Annotated in this window: 10 protein-coding genes; 2 read left to right on the forward strand and 8 right to left on the reverse strand. The window is 67.1% G+C overall.

Annotated features, from left to right (window positions below; genetic code table 11):
- Positions 1-14 precede the first annotated feature (14 nt).
- Positions 15-3,632, reverse strand: a complete 3,618-nt coding sequence (locus AKJ09_RS15780; protein ID WP_169927565.1) for a DUF3857 domain-containing protein — start codon at positions 3,630-3,632, stop codon at positions 15-17.
- A gap of 230 nt (positions 3,633-3,862) precedes the next feature.
- Here AKJ09_RS15780 and AKJ09_RS15785 point away from each other — a divergent pair, with 230 nt between their 5' ends.
- The gene (locus AKJ09_RS15785; RefSeq protein WP_240488492.1) at positions 3,863-4,885 is read left to right on the forward strand and encodes a UbiA prenyltransferase family protein; all 1,023 of its coding nucleotides are present in this window, start codon (positions 3,863-3,865) and stop codon (positions 4,883-4,885) included.
- A 7-nt stretch (positions 4,886-4,892) separates the two neighbouring features.
- On the opposite strand, the gene AKJ09_RS15790 is transcribed toward AKJ09_RS15785, so the two are convergent.
- From AKJ09_RS15790 to AKJ09_RS15800, 3 genes are read right to left on the reverse strand one after another with little or no spacing between them, the layout of a single operon-like run.
- Positions 4,893-5,804 carry a hypothetical protein gene (locus AKJ09_RS15790; RefSeq protein ID WP_146648029.1) on the reverse strand — a complete coding sequence of 304 codons (912 nt, stop codon included), beginning with the start codon at positions 5,802-5,804 and terminating at the stop codon, positions 4,893-4,895.
- Between the two features lie 2 nt (positions 5,805-5,806).
- Positions 5,807-6,781: a PEGA domain-containing protein gene (locus AKJ09_RS15795; RefSeq protein ID WP_146648030.1), complete on the reverse strand. Its 975-nt coding sequence runs from the start codon at positions 6,779-6,781 to the stop codon at positions 5,807-5,809.
- Between the two features lie 41 nt (positions 6,782-6,822).
- On the reverse strand, positions 6,823-8,271 hold the full coding sequence (locus tag AKJ09_RS15800) for a serine/threonine protein kinase (protein WP_146648031.1): 1,449 nt from the start codon (positions 8,269-8,271) through the stop codon (positions 6,823-6,825).
- 317 nt (positions 8,272-8,588) lie between these two features.
- Between AKJ09_RS15800 and AKJ09_RS15805 the strand changes: the two genes are divergently transcribed.
- Positions 8,589-9,386: a CPBP family glutamic-type intramembrane protease gene (locus tag AKJ09_RS15805; RefSeq protein WP_146648032.1), complete on the forward strand. Its 798-nt coding sequence runs from the start codon at positions 8,589-8,591 to the stop codon at positions 9,384-9,386.
- On the opposite strand, the gene AKJ09_RS15810 is transcribed toward AKJ09_RS15805, so the two are convergent.
- Genes AKJ09_RS15810 through AKJ09_RS15825 form a run of 4 tightly spaced genes read right to left on the reverse strand, consistent with a single transcriptional unit; the run spans position 9,356 to position 13,735 of the window.
- Positions 9,356-10,669 (reverse strand): MFS transporter, encoded by a 1,314-nt coding sequence (locus tag AKJ09_RS15810; protein ID WP_146648033.1) that lies wholly within the window; start codon positions 10,667-10,669, stop codon positions 9,356-9,358. The two genes, AKJ09_RS15805 and AKJ09_RS15810, sit on opposite strands and share 31 nt — an antisense overlap.
- A gap of 14 nt (positions 10,670-10,683) precedes the next feature.
- Entirely contained in the window at positions 10,684-11,424 is a 741-nt protein-coding gene (locus AKJ09_RS15815) for a TlyA family RNA methyltransferase (protein ID WP_146648034.1), read from the reverse strand.
- A complete protein-coding gene (locus tag AKJ09_RS15820; RefSeq protein ID WP_146648035.1) occupies positions 11,421-12,371 on the reverse strand; it encodes an ABC transporter substrate-binding protein in 951 nt (316 codons plus the stop codon). The genes AKJ09_RS15815 and AKJ09_RS15820 overlap by 4 nt, the downstream gene beginning before the upstream one ends.
- Positions 12,368-13,735, reverse strand: a complete 1,368-nt coding sequence (locus AKJ09_RS15825) for a sigma-54-dependent transcriptional regulator (protein WP_146648036.1) — start codon at positions 13,733-13,735, stop codon at positions 12,368-12,370. Before AKJ09_RS15825 ends, AKJ09_RS15820 begins: the two co-directional genes overlap by 4 nt.
- Positions 13,736-13,802: the final 67 nt, after the last annotated feature.

Here is a 13,802-nt window from a genome sequence, read left to right on the forward strand (position 1 = left end):
GTTCTGGTTCGTGGTCACTTGGCCACCGTGTACGTGATCGATTGCCCGAGCTCGCGATCCGCGCGCTCGCAGAAGGCGCGGAAAGCGGGGTATTCGGCGGCGGGAATGCGCGAACGCGTGATGGCCACCGTGGTCTTCACGCGGACCACGCCGCCGGCGTTGTCCACTTCGACCTTGTAGGTACCGTAGGGCGACTGGCCTTCGGTCGGGTGCGGAGCCGAGAGCACCTTGGTTCCCTGCGGGAGACGAATGACGGTTTCGTTCTCGCGCGTGGTCTGCGCGAAGATGCGGATGTCACGACGCCGCTGCGAGAGCGGAGCCCAGGTCGACACCACGTACTCCTTGGAGCCCGTCGGTACGCGCCAGGTTTCACCGTCTTTGCGCGCGAAGTTCGGAGCCTTGCCCTTGGCCTGGACTTCGACCTTCTGCTCGATGTCGTCGAGGTCGTTCGTGCTGATCTGCGAGAGCTCGATGCCCGGAAGCTCCGAGGACAGGTCCTCTTGCAGGCGCTGCTTCTGCGTGGCCTTCGCCTGGTAGTGCTGGCGCCACGAGCTTGCCGACGTCCCCGTTGCTCCGAGCTTGAGCGAAAGCAGCGCGGTGCCGTCGCCCTGAATCGTCGCGTCGACGTGCTTGGACGTCACGCTCTCCGACGCGGGCGGATCGGGGAGGTGGACGAGCTTCGGCTTGCCTTCGTTGAGCTGCATCGCGAGCGCGCCGCGGTCCATCGAGGGCAGTTCGGTCGAGCCGGTCCACTCGGCGGTGCCGTCGAGGTACAGATCCATCGAAGGCACGTAGGCGATGGCGTGATCGAACGGCGCGAGGCTTGCCGGCTCGGTCTCGAAGTCGCCGCGCATTCCCGTGCGAACGACGACGAACGTGGCCGGGATGCCCAGCTCCTTGAGCATGGTGACGATGAGCGTCGCCTTGTCTTTGCAGTCGCCGAAGCCGCGCGCGAAGATCTGCGCGCAGCGATACGGCTTGAAGCCGTGGATGCCGAACTCCAACGCGACGTAGCGCGTCTTCTGCACCACGTAGTTGTAGACGGCGCGAACCTTCGCCTTGTCGTCGGTGAGGCCCTTCGTGATCTCGGCGACGCGGCGGCGAACCTCGTCGTCGGCCGTGAACTGGTCCTTCACGAGGCCCCAGTACCAGCGGCCCATGTCGTCCAAGTTCTTGTAGGTCGACACGTGCACGTGCGCGAGCGCCTCGGCGAGCGGGGGCTGGAGCGGCTCGCTCTCCATCGCCGGAACGTTCTCGGCGACGTAGTGATAGATGCGCTCGTTGCCCTTCTCTTCGACCTTCTGCGTGAGGCCCGGCAAGTTCGGCTTGTTGAAGTAGAACTGACGCGACTTGGGCGTGATGAGCACGTACTCCGAGCGCGCGATCGGCTCGGTCGACTGCATGTACGTGACCTCGCCGAAGTAGTCGGCGAACGCGTTGCGCGGGGCGATGTCTTCGACGCGGTAGAGGAGCTCGACGACGTCACCCGGGTTGAGGCGAGGGAAGTGCACGTAGAACGCGCGGCCGCTCGTGTACATCGCCATGCCCGGGTCGTCGGTCGAGCCTTCGCCGCTCTCGATCGCTTCGTCGATCTGCCCGCCCTTGCGATAGATGCGGGCGCCGCGGAGCTGGACGGTCTCGGTGTCGGCGGCGAACGAGAAGCCGTACTCGCGGCCTTCCGCGGCGGCCGCCTCGGTCAGGGGCTGGAAGACGATCTGGTGGAAGCGGCTCGACAGGCCGTTCGGGAAGACCGTGGAGACCTGGAGATCGACGAGCGTGCGGCGATGCTTGCCGTCCGCCGGCTTGTCGCGCAGCTTCAGGAATTCGGCCGAGGGTCGCGCATAGGCCTCGTCGGCGCGAGCACGCGAGGGCTCGGTGTGCGCGACGTATTCGCGGACGTCTTTGTCCTGCGGTCGAATCTCGAGAACCTTCTTGAGAAGGCGGATCTGCTCGTCGGTCTGGCCTCCGAGGGCGTAGACGTCGGCGAGGGCCCGCATCGAGGTAACGTCTTCGGGCGCGAGGTCGAGCGCGCGGCGATGCATGGCGACGGCTTTGGCGCGATCGCCGAGACCGATGTACGCCTTTGCAGCCGTCGCGAGTGCACGCGGGCTGTCCGGGTTGGTCTCGACGAGACGCTCGATCCAGCGCGCCGCGGCTTTCTCGTCACGACGAGCGAGGGCGAGCTCGATGCGATCGCTCACGACCGACGAGTCGTCGAAGCGGAGCTGCGAGTAGCGTTCGGTGAGCTCGTCGGCTTCGGTCGTGCGCTCGATTTCACGGAGCGCTCCGGCCGTGGCGCGAAGGAGCGCGATACTGCGAGGACGACGATCGAGCGTGCGGGTGAGTGAGGCGAGCGCCGTCTCGCGGAGCCCGGCCTCGGAGTAAAGCTCCACGCGCGCGAGGTTGCCGGCGACGTTGTCGGGATCGAGCGCGAGCACCTTGTCGTAGTAGGGGATGGCGTCGCGGAAGTGAGCGCCGCTTCGCGTGTGTCCGGCACGGGCAAGGAGCGCGGCGATGCGGTCGTCGAGCGAGGCGCCCCGCTTCGCGATCTCTTCGGCCTTGTCGATCCAGAGCGCGTGCTGGTTGCGATTCTCGGCGAGCTCGCCTGCGAGCAAGCAACGCGGAACCGTGGGGGCCTTCTCGGCCGCACGACGTGCGAGGTTGCGTGCGAGGTTCTCGGCCGGATCGTCCGACTGCGTGAGCACGAGCCAACGCGCGTAGGCTTCGAGCGCCGCGGCATCTTCGCGTGCTGCGAGCTTCTCGAACGCGGGCGCGGGGCCGCCGACGATGGTCTTGGCCGCGGGCGCCTCGCCCTTCTTGAAACGGCTGGCGGCCGCTTCCTTGGCGTGGACGGGGTCGGGATCGATCTCGATGTTCGAGTCCGGCGCTCCGCTCGGATCGGCGAGGCGGAGCGAGAACATCGGGGCGTCGTCGTCGCCGCAGACCTTCACGGTCAGGCGGTGCCAACCGTCCTTCATCGTCAGGTTCGTCGAGAACCTGTCGGCGTCGAGCCCCCGGTACTTGGTGTCGCGAAGTACCTCGGTCCCGTCGAAGTAGACCTTCGCGGCGCCCGCGCTGCCGAACCAGATCGAGAAGGGCCGCGGACCGGACTTGGCGCGCGGGTCACGCACGAACGTCGTGGCGAAGGCACAGACGTTCTCCTGGGGCCGCACCATGGAGCCGAGGTCGACCCATCCGTACGGGAAGGTGTCGGGCGCGAGACGATTCTGTACCGGCCGCTCCTTGCCGTCGTACGTCCGCATCATGCTGAGCGGTTCGTGGATCTCCTCCTCGGGCCCGAAGGCACGATCGAGGCCCGCCTTGCCTTCGTTGTCGAATGGACCCGTGACGATCCACCGGCTGACGAACCCGAGGTCGTGGATGCGCGCTTTGGCGCCTGCGAGATCCCCGCGTCGGCGACGGGCATAGCCTTCGAGGAGACCCGCGTATGCGCGAAGAGGCGGCGCCACGCGCGTATCGGCGGCCACCGCGCGAATGGCCTCCTCGATCTCGTTCGGATCCCCCTGGTCCCATTCGGACCAGAGCTGCCGGAGGGGCACGTACCCGAGCGGCATCCCGCCCCGTGCGACCTCGTCTTGCAGCTTCGTCAGCTTCGGGAGCCGCTGACCCACGTCGGCCGAAGCGACCAAAGGCCCCGAGGGGCCGAGGACGACGGCGGAAACGAGCAGCAGGAAGCCCGCGAAACCTCTTCTACGAGAGGGAGAAAAGGGGGCGTTCGACACGCCACGGTTGTCCGCCGCACGCGGCCCCGAGTCAAGCAGCCCGTACCCGCTCGAGGTGCCCGGAACCTCGAGCGCGCTCGGCACTTCGCGCATTCGGGCTCGTGGTGTATCTACGTGTCGTGCCTCCCGACGGTCGTGATTCCCCCGGTTCCAAGCCTGCCCACGCCGACGCTGTCGCAGCCGACGGCGTCGCGAGCGTTGGAGCCCTGAAGAAAAGCTCCGTCATCCGTGGGCTCGTCAAGACGATCCGCCCGCACCAATGGGTGAAAAACCTGTTCGTGATGGCGCCGATGTTCTTCCACAAGGACCTCTTTTCCTCGACGGTCCAGGGCGATCCCTCGCTCAACCTGCGAGTCACGGGCCAGGCGATCCTCGGAACGGGCGTTTTTTGCCTGCTCGCCGGCGCCGTCTACACGATCAACGACCTCGTCGACGTCGAGGCCGACCGCGTCCACCCGGTGAAGCGCCACCGCCCGATCGCGAGCGGCGCGGTGCCCGAGAATTTCGCGTGGCCGTTCGCCATTTCGCTCGTCTTCGTCGCGCTCGCGATCTCGTACTTCAAACTGAACCTGGCGTTCGCAGGCGTCGCGCTCCTCTATTTCGTCGAGAACCTCGCTTACAGCTTCAAGCTGAAGAAGGTCGCTTACCTCGACGTCGGCCTCATCGCCTTCGGCTTCGTCTTGCGCGTCGTGGCGGGAGGTCTCGCCACGAACACGCAGGTCAGCTGGTACATGATCGCGTGCACCGCGCTCCTCGCGCTCTTCCTCGGCTTCGGTAAGCGCCGTCACGAGCTCGAGGGTGAGCACGCGGGGAAGCAGCGTTCGGCGCTCGAGGCGTACGGCAAGCGCTCGCTCACCATCGCGCTCGCGGTGACGGGCCTCGCCACGGCCGCCACGTACATCGCCTACACGCTCGACCCCTCGACCGAAGCGTTCTTCCAGAGCAAGTACCTCTGGCTCACGGCGCCGTTCACGGTCTTCGGCATCGTCCGCTTCCTCTTCCTCGTCTCCGGTCGCGCCGGTCGCGGTCTCAAGGCCGAGAGCCCCACGCAGGAGATGCTCAGCGACGTCCTCTTCGTCCTGAACCTCGTCCTCTGGGTTCTCGTCGTCGTCGCGATCGTCTACCGCCTGCGCCCGGGCTGATCGCCGTTCAGGGGGTGCGTCGAAGGATGACGTTGTCGAACGTCACCTTCATTCCGTAGGCCTCGTTGCTCGTGTGGTAGATGCCGAGCAATCCGCGGGCAACCGCGCCGGCGCGGATGCTGACCGTGGGGTTCCCGGACGAGACGTCCTGGTCCTTCACGAAGAACTTGCCGCTGAAGCTCGAGGTGCTCGATCCCGTCACCGTCGTCTTGAGCGCCTTCCAGTCCGCCCCGTTCACCGTGGGAAGCCCCGCCGAGGCGGGTGGAGCCACGGTTCCGAAGACGCCGGCGTACGACGCGCCACCGTATCCATTGACGATCGACGTGTCGCTCGACACGGGGAATGTCAGCTGGAAGACCTCGGCGTATTCGACCTTGTTCGTCTCGAGCTCGAGCAAGACGTCTGCGGTCAGCTCGAAGCCCGTGAAGTTCTTGGCGTCGTCCACGGTCTCGTAGCCGACGAAGAGCTCGCGCTGGGCCTTGAGCGGCGCGAGCGAGAAGACGAGGGCGCGCGACCCGTCCGGGCCAGCGTTGTCTTTCACCTCGATGTTGCCGGCGGGGTTGCCTCCGACCGTGCTGATGCTCTTCGTGATCCGAACGGCGGCCGACTTCCACGCGAGCGGATCATCGCTCTCGAAGTCGCTGCAGGCGATGACGCTCGCCTCCTTGAAGGCCTCTTCGCAGAAGCTGCCGTCGTAGGTGCGGCCCGAGTCGGTGCCGCCGTCGTTCGGAGTCACGACGTCGTTGGTGCTCGAGTCGGTGGGGCTCGTGCCGTCGGGGCCTGGTGGAACGGCGCCGTCGGCCGAGTCGAGCTGGCCGAGGCGGTAGTCGTCGCTCAGGCCCGTGAGCGCGTTGCAGGCCACGAGCCCGCCGCAGGTGGCGAGCGAGATGCAAAGCAGCCGCTTTCGATGCGTGCGCACGATCAGAAGCTCCCTCGAATACCGCAGCCCGTGGGCCCGACGGTCAGCCCGACGGTCGCCGAGCTCTTCGACGATCCGCCTGCAAGCAAGCCATAGATCCCGACAGCCGCGCCGACGCCGGCGACGGCGAAGCCAATCGTCGAGATCGTGCCGAGCGTGCGTCCGGAGTCGACGGCGTCGAGCTCGGCGTTGTTCGGGCACGTGAGGTTCGGGCAGTTGTCCTTCGCGGTGCTTGCCTTGCCGAAGGCCATGATGCCCGTGACCGCGCCTACAGCAACGCCCGCGACCGCGGTTCCGAAGCCGACGTAGACGAGCGGATTCGTGCCCTTCGGGGCGGCCTTTTCCGGTGTGGTCGTCGCCTGCGCCACGGTCTTCACTTCGGGCTTCTTCTTGCCGACGCCGACGTCGATGCGCTTGTTCTCACCCTCGGCGAGGTCGATCTTTTTGGTCGTCTCTTCGTAACCGGGGGCGCGCACCACGATCGTATGCGGACCGGGGTTCACCGGCAGAGCGACACCGACGGAGACGGAGCCGAGCACGACGCCGTCACGGACGATCTCCAGGTCTTTCGGGCTCTCGCCCGTCATCACGACGGTAAGCGCGATCGTGAGTCTGGGAAGGCGTGGTTCGAGCGCTTTGGCTCGCTTCTCGGCCTCTTCCTCGATCGCGGCGTTGCCCTCGCTTTGCGCCCGCGCGCGAGCGTCGACCCAGTGGCCAAGCGCATCGGCGAGCTTTTGCGTCCGCTCTTCGCACTGCGCGAGGTTGATGAGCGTGATGGCCTTGGCGTCGAGCTTCAGGCTCTCCTGGAAGCGCGGAATGGCTTCGGCGCAGCGGCCGTCCTGGGCGAGCGTGTAGCCGGCCTTGAGCTGTTCACGCGCCGCTGCGGGATCACCAGCGTAGGCGGCGGCCGGCAAGAGCATCGTCACGACGGTCGCCACACCAAAGGCGTAAGCCCTCGCCGGGCGCCTCACTCGCATGGGACGATTGTACAGGGACCGCAGGCCGGCGCGGAAATTCGTCAAAACGGCTTGTAGAGATCGGCGCTGCTTCCCGAGCCGGTGGTCGCCTTCGGTTTGGCCGCGGCCGTCGCCCTCGGAGCGCTGGTCGTCGCTGTGACCGGAGATGTCGTCAGGGTTTTTCCTGCGGCCGCCGTCGCGTTCGTGTGCTTCCTACCGCTCTCGACTGGCGGAGTAGGCGTTGTCGAGGCCGTCGTGGTCGTCGTGGTCGCGGGGCGTGCCGCCGGCAGATCCGCGACGGGCGTGGGCGGAGGAACGGCGGGTGCCGTGACCGTCACGGGGGCGGGCGGCCGTTGGACGGTCGCCGCGGCGGCCGTTCGGTCGAGCGTCTTGTCCTTCGCCAGCATCAGGGTGCCGACGGCGCCGAACAAGAGCACGGCGCCGATCGCGGCCGACGCGAAAATGGCCGTTCGACGCGGAGGCGGCAGCGGAATGTCCCCCGAGAGAGACATCCCGGTCTTCGCGAGCAGCGCGTCGCGGCTGTGCGGGCCATCCGAGTCCTTGCGGCGGTTGGTGACGACCGTCGGGAACTCGCTCGTCGGCGAGGCCGGCGGAGGCACCGAGACGATCGATCCGACGGGGCGCCCCGGCTCGATCCGTGCGCGCCACAGCTCGCGGCGCATCTCTTCGGCCGTGGTCCAGCGGTCCTTCTTGTGGAACGCGAGTGCTTTCGCGATGAGCGCTTCGACGTTCTCGGGAATGCCCGGGAACACCTTCGCGATCGAGCGCGCCTGCATCGTGGCGGCCTTCACGAGGTGCTCCGAGGAGCTCTCGGCGACGTGCACGAGATGTCCGGAGAGCAGCGTGAACATCGTCGCGCCGACGGCCCAGAGGTCACTCTGCGAATCGATTTCGCGCGGACGCGACAGCGCCTGCTCGGGCGGCATGAAGGCGGGCGTACCGATCATGGTGCCGGTCTTCGTGACGGTGGCCGAGCCGTCGTCGACGATGCGCGCGATGCCGAAGTCGAGAACCTTGAGCACGTTGTCGTGCGTGACGAACAGGTTCGACGGCTTGATGTCGCGATGGACGATGCTCTTGTGGTGCGCGATCTGCAGCACGCCGAGGAGCTGGTCGCAGTAGTTCATCACCTCGTCGAGCGGCAGCGTTCCGCCGAGGCGAACGCGACGTTCTTCGAGCGTCTCGCCTTCGAGCAACTCGAGCACGAGGAAGGCGATGCCGTCTTTGGTCGCGTCGTCGTCGAGAACCCGAACCGTGCCCGGATGGTCGAGGATGTTCGCGAGGTAGCCTTCGCGCATGAAGCGGCGGCTCACGTCGCGCGACTTGCAGAGATGCTCGTGGAGCATCTTCACCGCAACCTTGTGACCGTTGCGATGTGTCGCACGGTAGACGACGGCCGTCCCGCCGACGCCGAGCACCGTCTCGAGCTGGTACTTGCCGCAGAGCGTCTGCCCGAGTCGATCCCGAGCGGAAGCGAAGGCGACGTCCATCGTAGGAAGCTTAACAGGTCAGCCTTTCCGGCCAGCAGAAACTCGCTATCCACGAGTCATTTTGCGCGGAGCTTTGCGCCGGCCTGGGCTTGTTTCCATCCGATCGAGGCGCCTGTCAGCACATGTGTTCCGAGCGTGCATTCGGTAACGCGCACTCCCGTACGCTCCGGCCTCTCGGCGTCGCGCCGCCGTCGCCTCCCCGTCGACAGGCCCGAGCTTCGCCGCAACGAGTCACAACGAGTCACGTCAGGCGCCGCGCGTTTCGCCGGGGAATGGGCCAGCGCGCCACTCCGTTGCTAGGTTCGAGCCGCGTCGCCATGAGCCCCAGCGCTGAACGCTTGTCCTCCCAGCATTCTCCTCCGCGTCCACTCGCGCGTCCTGGCGCATGGGTCGACCTGGGGCTCACGCTGCCCATCTTCCTCGTCTACCAGGTCGCCGTCGTCTTCCTCGGCGTGCAGAACGCGACGGACATGGTGACGGGGGAGCTCCTCCGGTTGAGCCAGGGGGATCGCACGACCTACCTCCTCGCGACGCTCGCGATCGGCGTGATCTTCGTCGGCACCTTCGCGCTCCTCGGACGAGGCCAGGCCTTCCGGCCACAAAAATTCTTGCAGATTGCAATCGAAGGCTTCGTCTACGCCGTGCTCATGCGACTCGTCGCGGGGTACGTCGTCGGGCGGGTCTTCGCCGGCACGATCCAAGACGAAGGTCGCTTCGTCGGCTTCATCATGTCGCTCGGCGCGGGCTTTTACGAGGAGCTCACGTTCCGCGTCATTCTGTTCGGTCTCGGCGCGAAGATCCTCGTGTGGCTCTTCGCTCGCGAGCGCGTGGAGCTCACGGGCACCTCGGCTCTGATCGCCAGCGCGGGCCGCGGCGCGATGCAGAAGTCGAAGCTCGGCTCGGCGATGATCATGCTGGCGTGGGCCGTCGTCTGCGCCATCGTCTTCAGCGGCGTGCACTACTTCGGCCCCATGGCCGACAACTTTCAGATGCCGTCGTTCCTCTTCCGGGCCGTGCTGGGCCTCGTGCTCACGCTCATCTTCGTGACCCGGGGCTTCGCCGCCGCGGTCTGGACGCACATGATCTACGACGTCTGGGTGCTCGTGTTCCGCTGAGCCGCTTCGGCCTTGGCCTCGAACTCGCGCGTCGAGCGGAGCGAGAGGGCCACGACACTCGCCACGGTCATGCCGATGGCGCCGCAAACGTAGGGTGAACGCGGGCCGAACTCGCCATAGACCCAGCCACCGAAGGCCGGCCCGAACATGCGAGCGAGGCTGGCGAAGGACTGGTTCGTGCCGAGCGTTCCGCCCTGGGCGCGTGGGTCGGCGCGCTTCGAAACGTAGGCCGCCACGCTCGGTTGGGTCAGGCCGTTGCCGAGCGCGAGGAGGCAGGCGGAGACGATGAGCGCCGAGCGGCCGATGCTCGGCGAGATGGCAAAGCCTGCGAAGGCGAGCGCTTGAATCACGGTTCCGAAGCGCGTGAGCACGGCTTCGTCGTACCTGCGCGCGAGGGGCCGGATGAGCCCTCCTTGGACTCCCGCGGCCACGATGCCGACCATCGCGAGCACGAGACCGGTGCTCGTCGCGGACATGTCGAACATGTCCTTGTTGAAGAAGCGGAATGTCTGATCGAGCACCGTGAACGAAAGCACGATGACGAAGTTCACGAGGATTGCCTGGGCCACGCCTGGGCGCGCCAGCGCCTCACGCGCCGCGGCGACGTTGAGTGGCGAGAGGCTGCGCTTCTCCTTCGAGCGGCGCTCGGCGGGCAGCGATTCCTTCAGCCCGAAGTAGGCCCAGGCGAAGTTGACGAGCGAAAGACTCGCCGCCACGAAGCAGGGAACCGCGCCGGTGCGGCCGCCGATGGCGATCGACGAGAGCGCCCCGCCCACGCCCGGTCCCAAGATGAAGCCGAGGCCGAAGGCCATGCCGATGAGGCCCATGCCCTTGGCGCGGTCCTCGGGTTTCGTGACGTCGGCGATGTACGCGCTCGCCGTGCCGAGGTTCGCGGTGGCGATGCCGCTCCACGCACGGGCGATGAAGAGCCAGGTCACGCTGGAGCCGTGGATGAGGCCCATGCCGAGCCCGATCATCCCGACCGAGGTGGCGAGTACGCTCCAGAGCAGAACGGGGCGGCGCCCGACGCGGTCCGACACGCGGCCCCACACCGGCACGAACAGGAACTGCATCAGCGAGTAAATCGCGGCGAGCAGCGTTCCGACGAAGGCCGTCGTGTGAAAGGTGTCCCGCGCCTCTTCCGCGAGGAATGGCAGCACGAGGCTGAAGCCGAGCAGGTCGAGGAAAACGATGAGAAAGATCGCGCCGAGGCCGGGCGCGAAGCTCTTCTTCGAAGGGCTCTCCGTCGTTGCCGTCGTTGACTGGGGCGGGGGCGACGCCATCGATGCCCCTTCGACTAGCAGAGTTTTTTGCGCGCGTGCACGAAGGCCTCGAGATTCCCCTTCGGACCCGGTAGCGAGCTGTCACAGGTCCCGAGAACCTCGAGCCCGGCCGCCTTGACGTCGTCGATGGCGTCGCCGATGGCTCGCGCTCGAACTTCGGGATCGCGGACCACGCCGCGGGATTTCGAGGCCTCTTCACGGCCGACCTCGAACTGGGGTTTCACCAGTGCCACGAGCTCGCCACCCGGCAATAAGCAGCGCGCGATGGCCTCCGTGAGCTTGCCCAGGCCGATGAACGAGGCGTCGACCACGACCAGATCGGCCAGGCCCCCGACCTGCGCGGGCTCGAGCGTGCGTGCGTTCGTGCGCTCGAGGCAAAGGACGCGGGGATCGACACGCAGTTTGTGCGCGAGCTGACCGTAGCCGACGTCGACGGCCGCCACGTACACGGCGCCGCGCTGGAGGAGGCAATCGGTGAAGCCTCCGGTCGAGGCGCCGAGATCGATGCAGCGCTTGCCCTGGGGATCGACGCCGAAGGTGTCGAGCGCCCCGGCGAGCTTCACCCCGCCGCGCGAGACGTACGGATGGTCCTCGCCGCGCACGACGATGTTCGCGTCTTCGGGCAGCGTGGTTCCAGCCTTGTCGATGCGCGTTTCTCCGACGTGGACCTTGCCGGCGAGGATGAGCGCTTGGGCCTTCGCACGCGTGGGGGCGAGGCCTCGCGTGACGAGGAGCTGATCGGCGCGAACCTTCACGGCGGGCTCGTACGGCCGGCGGCCGCCGCGTCGAGCGGAACGTCGGGATGAATGGCCTTGGCCAGTGTGGCGAGGCCGTCGGCGATGCGGGGCCCAGGACGGAGCACGCTCTCGTCGGTGATGGAGACGACGTGGTCCGTCTTCACGGCGCGTACGTTACTCCATCCCGGCGCGTCCTTCGTGATGCGCTCGTTGCCGTGCGACTCGGCCATCGCGGCGTTGACGATGACGTCGGGATCGAGCGACATGACGCGCTCCACTCCGATCGTCGGATACGCGCCGCCTCCGGTGACGACATTGATGCCTCCGGCGTGACGGATCATCTCGTCGGCGAAACCCTCCGGGCCGGCCACGCTGAGCGGTGCGAGGCCGAACACGAGCAAGACGCGCACGGGCGGCTTCTGACCAACGGCCTTTTCGATGTCGGCGATCCGGCGGTGCATCGAACCGAGCTGGGCGCTTGCTTGCTCGACGTGCCCCGTTCGCTCACCGAGGCCGCGGATCATGGTGTCGATCTCCGCGAAATTCTCGGTCTTCGGAAAGTACGTGGCGATGCCTCGCTGCTCGAGCCGCTCGGTGATGGCGGCGCCCGCCGGGCCTCGTGCACCGGTGACCAGATCGGGCTTGAGCGCGAGGATCGCCTCCAGACTCGGATCGACGTACCCGCCGACCTGGGGGAGCGCGAGGACCTCCTTCGGCCAATCGCAGTACCGCGAGCGACCGACCACTTCCTTGCCGGCGCCGATGACGAACAGAGCTTCGGTCGTCGATGGCGAGAGCGAAACGATGCGCTTCGGCGCTCCCTTCGAACCCGCGTCGTCGTGCGCGGCCGGCTCCTGCGATTTGCCTCGGCAACCCGTCGCCAGAAAGAGAAACGCGAGGACGACGAGGAGTACTCCGCGCGAGCTGGTCGCACGGGCACCGTTCTTCGGACGTGCTGCGCTCATCCGCGCTCGAGCAGGCCGTACTTGTGGAGCTTCTCGATGAGCGCCGGACGCGAGACGCCGAGTCGACGTGCGGTCTCGCTCTGGTTCTTGTGCGCTGTTTCGAACTCGGAAGCGATGATCGAGCGCTCGAACGCTTCGACGCGCGCACGGAGCGGATGGCTCGGCCCCGGGTCGCCGTCGGAGAGCGAAATGCGCGACGTACTCTGGGGCGTAGCGTCGAGCGAGCGCCAGAGAGCGAGCGTCAGGTGGTCCTCGGCCGTGAGCGCGAGGAGGCGCGCGACCGTGTTTTCGAGCTCGCGGACGTTGCCCGGCCAGTTGTGCGCTTTGAAGGCCTCGATGAGTGCCTGGTCGATCGTGACCTGGCCCATGCCATAGCGATCGGCGTAAGTGCGGACGAACGCCGTGACGAGCGGCTCGATGTCTTCCGGGCGCTCGCGAAGCGGCGGCACGCGGATGGGAACGACGTTGAGCCGGTAATACAGGTCTTCGCGGAAACGCCCGGCCTTGGCCTCGGCGGCGAGATCGCGATTCGTGGCGACGACGAGGCGAACGTCGACGATCTCCGCGCGACCACCGACCGGCTGCACTTCGCCCGACTGCAGCGTGCGCAGCACCTTGGCCTGCATGCCGAGGGGCAGCTCACCGATTTCGTCGATGAACAGCGTGCCCTTGTCGGCCTGCTGGAAGTAGCCGTTGCGCGCGGCGTGGGCGCCGGTGAATGCGCCCTTCGTGTGACCGAACAGCTCGGACTCTGCCAGCTCGGCGGGGATCGCCGCGGCGTTGAAGCGGACGAGCGGCTTGTCGGCGCGCTTCGAGTGCGCGTGCAGCGTGGCCGCGAGGACGTCTTTGCCGACGCCGCTCTCGCCCGTGAGAAGGACGGTGACGTCTTTCGGCGCCACGCGAGCCACGAGATCGAGCACGCGACGAAGGGCAGGGCTCTCGGCGATGATCGGACGGCCGAGGGCGGCCTGCGTGCGGAGTCGCGCGTTTTCGAGCTTGAGGCGGCGCGTTTCGATCGCGCGCGTGACCGAAAGGATGAGCTCGTCGGGATCGAACGGCTTCGGCAGGTAGTCGAATGCACCGGCCTTCATCGCGGCCACGGCCACGCGCTCGGAGCCGTGCGCCGTGAGCATCATCACGGGGACGCTCGGATCCTGGACGCGGATCGCCTCGAGCACCTTCATGCCGTCCACGTCGGGCATGGCCAGGTCGGTCAAGACGACGTCTGCACCGTGCGCCTCGAACGCGGCAATTCCGCTTGCGCCGCCGTCGGCGCTTTCGACCTCGATACCTGCGTCCCCAAGGACTGCCTCGAGGGTGAAGCGCATCGACGCTTCGTCATCGACTACCAGGACCCGTGCCATCGGCCCGAAGCTAGCATGCGTGCCGTTCGGTTCCTGGTCCCTCATGGCGCCCGTCGTTCCGTCCATT

The organism is Labilithrix luteola, from assembly GCF_001263205.1.
Taxonomy (GTDB): Bacteria; Myxococcota_A; Polyangia; order Polyangiales; family Polyangiaceae; genus Labilithrix; species Labilithrix luteola.